Genomic DNA, 6,811 nt, shown 5'->3' with positions numbered 1-6,811 from the left:
GCACCCCCGCCGAGCCCACCACCGTCCCGACCGCCCTGTCCATGTTCAAGGGCGATTTCCAGTCGATCCGCCGCTTCGCCGACCGCGACCACAAGAACATCGTCAGCTGGAACAGCTACGACACCGACCCGCAGCCCCGCAGCGCCAACGACGCCGGCGGCCACTACGCCGCCCACGAGGCAACCGAGGTACTGCTCGCCGACATCCGGCGATTCTTCGCAGGACTGCGGTGAAGGTCCGGCCGCGTCAGCGCGGCACGGTGATCTCACCGCTGCCGTTGACGTGGGGCAGATCGGTCCCGACCAGGACCTGGTAGTGCCCCGGGTGGCGGCCGAGGTCGAACGGCACCCACATCGCATCGGTGCGGCCGCGAGTGCGGCCATCGTGGAGCGGGAGAGGTTGCATGCTGCTACCGGCTTCTCCCGTGTCGATATTGCGCCAGCTCAGGATCGCCTCGGCGGCGCAGACCCGTACCTGTGCCAGCCGATAGCCGAAATCGGCCCGCAACCAGACCACCTGGCGGCCATGGGATTCTCGCGCCGGATCGTAGAGGGCTCGCACGTATCCCGCACAGGGAAATGCCCCGCTACCGAGGGTGATCGCAGGATCGATCTTGGTTGCGAAATCCGCGGACGCCGGTCCGGTGCTGAGCGTGGTCCCGGCGAGCCCGGCCATAGCCGCGGCCGCAATGCACAGTGAGCGGTGCCAATTCATGAGCAACTCCCGAAATCGGTTCGTGAAAATTGGTCATGCAGAATTCGCATCAGGCTACCGAGGCCATCGCCGGGGTCACCGCCACCCCACGCACGGTGCCGGAATCGGCCCGTTCGGCCGATTTCGAGTGCGTCGCTACGCCTTACGCGGGCGAGTAGTACGTTCCCCCGCCGGGAATGTGCGGGTAGTTCGTATCGATCGTGACCTGTACCCGGCCCGGGCCGGTCGGCAGGGTTTCGGGGACCCAGAGTGCGTTCGTCTGGCCGAACGGGGTGCCGTCACCCAGCCAGACCGGGGGGAATCCGCCGCTCGCGCCGGTATCGAGGTTGTGCCAGTGGAGTGTGGCCGTGGCGCTGCATACGGCGGTCGGGATCGGTAGATAGGTGAAATCGGCGCGGACCCACACCGCTTGCCGGCCGAGGTAGGTGTTCTGTGGGTCGTGGAAGGCTTCGATCTGGCCGGCGCAGGGGAAGGCGCCGCCGCCCAGGGTGTAGACGGGGGTGAAGGTGGTGGCCGGATCGGCAGACGCCGTGCCCGCGGCGGCGAACAGCGCTCCGGAGGCGAGCGGCACGGCGAGCAGGGTACGCAACCAACGCATCGAAACTCCTCACGGTAGTGGTCTAATAGTGCCGCACCGCGCTCTGCTGTGATCACAAATCAGCCTGAGGAGGCGTCCGGGGTGGTTCCGATCAGGGTTGTCAGGGCGATAGTGGCTGGGATGGCCTGTGTCGCACTTGCTCTCGGCGGTGCGGAGGCTACGGCCGCGGCGCCGTCCGTCGCGACGGCGGGATGTGGGAGTCCGCTCTCGGCGCGCGAGGTCGGCACGATTGCCGCGCTGTCCGATACCAGCACACTGGCCGGGACCGTGATGCAGCGGCTCGAGGAGGTGATCGAACGGCATCATCGGATCACCGAGATTCTGGCGGATCATCGGGATCGGCGCGGGCTGTTTCTGGTCGGGCTCGATCTGGCGGAGCAGCGGGCCGTGATGCCGCTACAGCGAGATCCCGCGGCATTCGCCCACCCGGACTACGCGCATGCGGTGAGTCTGGAGCTCGCGCGGCGTCTGCTGGTCAACTTTCACGGCGAGTTCGCGGGCGGGATGGTCGAACCGCATTGGGCACAGTACTTTTCGCTGGCGGCTGACTGCGGCGTCTCCGGGGCCCGGGTGGCGATGGCGGGCTACAACGCGCATCTCACGGTCGATCTGACGTACTCGGTCGCGGCGGCGAACGCCCGGCCGCAGGACGCGGGCGATCACTTCAAGCTCGTGGATTCGATCGCCCGGGTCGGTACGCCGATCATCGATCGGACCAAGTCGGCGTACGGGGTCGACATCGGGCCGCTGTGGCGGTTCTACTTTCTCGGCGAAGGACTGGATCTGCTTGTCGGACAAGGCGTTGCGACAGGCCCCATGCTGGAGGCCGCCGACGACGGGTACAACGTCATCGTGTTCGGCAACGGGCTGGCACTACAGAATCCGGCCCTGCACGACACGACCGTGGGTGAGATCCGCGCGTTGCACGACACCGCCGAGACCGCGTTCGACGTGCTCGCCCGGCTCGGCGGATTGTGAAAAGCGCGGTGCGGAGGCGGCGGGCGTTTCACCTCACGGCGACGGAACCGTGAACGAATCGCTGGTCAGCGGGGTAGGAACGAGCCCCGGCGGCGTGATCGCCAACCGCCGCGGATGGTAAGCGGCGAACGGCTTTCCGTCGGCGGTGACATGGGTGAATGTCATCGGCGTGAACCCGGGCACGTTGTAGGGAATGGACTCGCCAACGGTCAGCGCCGCGGTGGGAATCACCCCGCTGTGGTAGGTCGCGCCGTAGTGCCAGCCCCGCGTGGTGTCGGCCACGGTCAGGCGGTAGGTGGCGGCGCCATCCCAGCTCACCGTGGCCGCCATATCGTCGCCCGGTTTGGTCGGCGGGTTCTCCCAGCTCACACCGGGAGCGTCGGCATCGGGGTGCGGCTCGCCCGACTGGTTGGCGAAGGACGGCGTTTCGAAAAAGGCCGTGTAATGCGGCACACCGTCCGAACACAGGGTCGCGGTACCCGTCTGAACGAGGCTGCGATCGGTCGGGCCGTTCATACCGACCAACCCCACCCACTGCGCGACGTGCGGTACGAACAGCGTCCCCGCCAGGCCATCCGGAACGGCGAGCAGGCCCGGAACCCGTACGACGGAACTACCGGTCATGACCGTGTTGGCCACCCCACCGGCCAGACCGTCGAGATCGGACGGCGGGCAGGTCACCGCCGTCTGCTTCCAGTGCGCGCTCACGGTCCGGAACGAGGGCGCGACGGCGGCGTATCCGCTGTAGACATCCGCCCCGGGACTCACCTGCGGCGGCACCGGCGCGGCCGACGCCGTGCCGCCGAACGACATCGCGGCAACCGCAAGGCAGAGGGCCACACAGTGTTTCACCTCGGTGACACTACCTCTGCCGAGCGGCCGCGGCCGCCAAGCATCGACTCAGGCGTGTTCGTGCATCTCACCCCAGACCGGAAAGGAGTCCGGGTACCGTTGCCACGCCTGTGGTCCAGCTTTCATCTCGGCGTCGGTGAGCAGGGCCGAGTTCAGTAGATCCCGCACATGCGGACGGTCCAGTTTCACGCCGATGAAGACGATCTCCTGCCCCGGAGGCAAATCCAGGGACTCCCAGTAGCCGCCCGGCTCGAAGGTCAGGTTCGGGCCCGCCTGGGACCAGATGGCCGCCAACTCCGGGCGCGAGGCGAGCCAGAAGAAGCCCTTGCTGCGCAGCAGGCGATTCATCTGGGCCAGCGCGGATTCCAGGCGTTGCGGGTGGAAGGGGCGGTCGGCGGTGAAGGTGAGGCTGCTGATGCCGTATTCCTCGGTCTCGGGGGTGTGGCCGCCCTCGAGTTCGGCGTCCCAGCCGTCGAATTGGGCCGCGACGTCGGGGGTGTACAGGCCGGTGCCGAGCACCTCCGACAGGTCCACCTCGCCGCGCACGGACCGGACGATCTTCGCGGCGGGATTCATCCGGCGGATCGTAGTCTCCACCGTGCCAACGGCATTCGCGCTCACCAGGTCGGTCTTGTTGAGTATCAAGACATTCGCGAACTCGACCTGGTCGACGAGCAGATCGGCGATCGTGCGCTCGTCCCCCTGACCGGCCTGCATGTTCCGATCGGCCAACGCCTGCCCTCGCACCACCTCGACCAGGAACGTGGACGCGTCGACCACCGTCACCATGGTGTCCAGGCGGGCGATATCGCCCAGCCGGAACCCGTCCTCGAACTCCCACTCGAACGTGGCGGCCACCGGCATGGGCTCGGAGATGCCGGTGGACTCGATCACCAGCTGATCGAAGCGACCCTCCCGGGCCAGCGTGCCGACCGACTCGATCAGGTCCTCCCGCAGCGTGCAGCAGATACAGCCGTTGGTGAGTTCGACGAGCCTCTCCTCGGTCCGGTCCAGGTGACCTTGCCCGGCGACGAGGGCGGCGTCGATGTTCACCTCGCTCATATCGTTCACGATCACCGCCACGCGGCGGCCGTCGCGGCCCGCGAGGATGTGGTTGAGCAGGGTCGTCTTGCCCGCGCCGAGGAATCCGGACAGGACGGTCACGGGCAGCGGGTTCTGGTTCGATGCGGTCACATGCTAATGGTAATCGTTTTCATTAACCTCTGTACAGCGGGTCCGAATCGGCGCGTCGTACTGTGGTCCCGTGAAACTGCTGCCCTTACCGCCCGACGGACAGACCCCGGTCCGTGCGCTCACGATCGCCGGAACCGACTCCGGCGGCGGTGCGGGCATCCAGGCCGATACCCGCACCATGGCCATGCTGGGCGTGCACGCCTGTGTCGCGGTCGCGGCGGTGACGGTGCAGAACTCGCTGGGCGTCAGCGGATTTCACGAGATTCCGGCCGAAATGGTCGCCGGACAGGTGCGCACGGTGGTGACCGATATCGGCATCGGCGCGGCCAAGACCGGCATGCTCGCCTCGACCGCGATCATCGAGGCGGTCGCGGGTGTGTGCCGGGAGCTGGGCATCGGTCGTGAGGGCGAGATCCCGCTGGTGGTGGATCCGGTCGCGGCCTCCATGCACGGCGATCCGCTGCTGCATGCCGAGGCCCTGGACGCGGTGCGGCACACGCTGATTCCGTGCGCCACCCTCGTCACGCCGAATCTGGACGAGGTGCGGCTGCTCACCGGCATCGACGTCGTCGACGATCGCACCGCGCGCAAGGCGGCCGAGGCGCTGCACGCGCTGGGCCCGCGCTGGGCGATCGTGAAGGGCGGACATCTGCGCACGTCGCCGGTCAGCACGGATCTGCTGTACGACGGCGACACCATCACCGAGCTGTCCGCCCCGCGCATCGGCACCGGCAACGATCACGGCGGCGGCGACACCCTGGCAGCGGCCACCGCCTGCGCGCTCGCCCACGGATACGACGTCCCCGAGGCCGTCGCCTTCGCCAAGGAGTGGACCAGGCGATGCCTCGAGGCCTCGTACGATCTGGGCGCGGGCCACGGGCCGGTGTCACCGCTGTGGCGGCTACACGGCGACACCGGGCAGTAAAACCGCCGAAAAATTGTAGGGCAAGTCCGGCATTTCGCAAGGTTACGGAGATGTCTCTCAGAGGTTTCCCAGCCAGGCCGCAGGCATACCAAAGCCTGATCACCCAGGGTGGGTATATGACCGACACCGCGACGGCCACCCAGGTGTGCGAACCGGACGATGCCGTAGTGACTCCTGTGCTGGATGTGGTGATTCCGGTCTACAACGAGGAGCACGATCTCGACGGCTGTGTTCGCCGGTTGCACGCCTTCCTGAGCAACGGATTTCCGTTCACCACTCGCATCACCATCGCGGACAACGCCTCCACCGATTCCACGCTCGCAGTGGCCCGGGCGTTGGCGGACGAATTCGACACCGTCCAGGTGGCGCACCTGGACCGCAAGGGCCGCGGCCGTGCGCTGCGCGCGGTGTGGGAGGTCTCGGACGCACAGGTCGTCGCCTACATGGACGTGGACCTGTCCACCGACCTGAACGCACTGCTGCCGCTGGTCGCACCGTTGGTCTCCGGGCATTCGGATCTCGCGATCGGCACGCGCCTGGCCAAGTCCTCGCGCGTGGTGCGCGGCCCGAAGCGCGAATTCATCTCCCGCTGCTACAACCTGATCCTCAAGGCCTCGCTGCAGGCCGGCTTCTCCGATGCCCAGTGCGGCTTCAAGGCCATGCGAACCGATGTCGGGCAACTCGTGTTGCCGCTGGTCCAGGACGGCGAATGGTTCTTCGACACCGAGTTGCTGGTGATCGCCGAACGAGCCGGCCTGCGCATCCACGAGGTCCCCGTCGATTGGATCGACGACCCGAACTCGAGCGTCAACATCATCGACACCGCCCGCAAGGACCTCCAGGGCGTCTGGCGCCTGGGCCGCGCCCTCGCGACCGGCCAACTGCCGATCAACGAGCTGCGCGCCGCCATCGGCCGCGAGCCCTTGGTCGAGGGAGTCCCCCTGGGCATGGTCGGCCAGGCCGTCCGCTTCGGCATAGTAGGCGTGATCTCCACCCTGGCCTACATGGTCCTGTTCCTACTCTTACAGCCCCTCACCGGCGGCCAGATAGCGAACTTCGCCGCCCTGCTGATCACCGCCATCGGCAACACCACCGCCAACCGCGCCTTCACCTTCGGCGTCCGAGGCGGAACCAAGGCGATATCGCACCAGATCCAAGGCCTCCTGATCTTCGCCTTCACCTGGCTCCTGACCAGCGGTTCCCTGTTCGCCCTACACCACTGGGCCCCGAACGCAGTAGTCCACCTGGAACTCCTGGTCCTGGTAGTAGCCAACCTGATAGCCACCCTGATCCGCTTCGTGGGCCTGCGCTGGGTCTTCCGCAACGCAGTAAACGGATCCCGCGAACACCCCTGACCGAACAAACCCCGATCGCCCCTCTGAACACAACCACTCACCCCCGAACGCAACCACTCACCCCCGAACGCAACCACCTCGAACGCCGAATCCACGCCCACCGCACCTCCGATACCCCACGCCACCAGCTGGAAGGGGGGTCCGGGGGGCGAAGCCCCTCCGGGCTGGGGTTTGGGGGCCGCGCCCCCAAAAGAC

At 67.3% G+C, this 6,811-nt stretch carries 7 protein-coding genes and 1 pseudogene; 4 read left to right on the top strand and 4 right to left on the bottom strand.

The annotated features are described in order from the left end of the window. Positions 1 to 233 (top strand): annotated as a pseudogene (locus tag JZ791_RS43215) (epoxide hydrolase); the annotation flags it as partial. 13 nt (positions 234 to 246) lie between these two features. On the opposite strand, the gene JZ791_RS43210 reads toward JZ791_RS43215, so the two are convergent. Then, on the bottom strand, positions 247 to 714 hold the full coding sequence (locus JZ791_RS43210) for a hypothetical protein (protein WP_216903631.1): 468 nt from the start codon (positions 712 to 714) through the stop codon (positions 247 to 249). A gap of 142 nt (positions 715 to 856) precedes the next feature. Beyond that, positions 857 to 1,312 carry a hypothetical protein gene (locus JZ791_RS43205; RefSeq protein ID WP_216903629.1) on the bottom strand — a complete coding sequence of 152 codons (456 nt, stop codon included), beginning with the start codon at positions 1,310 to 1,312 and terminating at the stop codon, positions 857 to 859. A gap of 120 nt (positions 1,313 to 1,432) precedes the next feature. On the opposite strand from JZ791_RS43205, the gene JZ791_RS43200 reads away from it, so the two are divergent. Next, a complete protein-coding gene (locus JZ791_RS43200; protein ID WP_216903627.1) occupies positions 1,433 to 2,290 on the top strand; it encodes a DUF5995 family protein in 858 nt (285 codons plus the stop codon). A 33-nt stretch (positions 2,291 to 2,323) separates the two neighbouring features. Here JZ791_RS43200 and JZ791_RS43195 read toward each other — a convergent pair whose 3' ends face one another. Continuing rightward, positions 2,324 to 3,142: a G1 family glutamic endopeptidase gene (locus JZ791_RS43195; RefSeq protein WP_216903625.1), complete on the bottom strand. Its 819-nt coding sequence runs from the start codon at positions 3,140 to 3,142 to the stop codon at positions 2,324 to 2,326. A gap of 48 nt (positions 3,143 to 3,190) precedes the next feature. Continuing rightward, a complete protein-coding gene (locus JZ791_RS43190) occupies positions 3,191 to 4,336 on the bottom strand; it encodes a GTP-binding protein (RefSeq protein WP_308163491.1) in 1,146 nt (381 codons plus the stop codon). A gap of 70 nt (positions 4,337 to 4,406) precedes the next feature. On the opposite strand from JZ791_RS43190, the gene thiD reads away from it, so the two are divergent. Next, positions 4,407 to 5,261 carry a bifunctional hydroxymethylpyrimidine kinase/phosphomethylpyrimidine kinase gene (gene thiD, locus JZ791_RS43185; RefSeq protein WP_216903622.1) on the top strand — a complete coding sequence of 285 codons (855 nt, stop codon included), beginning with the start codon at positions 4,407 to 4,409 and terminating at the stop codon, positions 5,259 to 5,261. A gap of 116 nt (positions 5,262 to 5,377) precedes the next feature. Next, complete coding sequence (locus JZ791_RS43180) at positions 5,378 to 6,616, top strand: bifunctional glycosyltransferase family 2/GtrA family protein (RefSeq protein WP_216903620.1); 1,239 nt, start codon at positions 5,378 to 5,380, stop codon at positions 6,614 to 6,616. Positions 6,617 to 6,811 lie beyond the last annotated feature (195 nt).

The organism is Nocardia alni (assembly GCF_019038435.1).
Classification (GTDB): domain Bacteria; phylum Actinomycetota; class Actinomycetes; order Mycobacteriales; family Mycobacteriaceae; genus Nocardia; species Nocardia alni.
The sequence above is the reverse complement of the archived record's forward strand: the minus strand, read 5'-3'. Positions and strand labels throughout refer to the sequence as shown.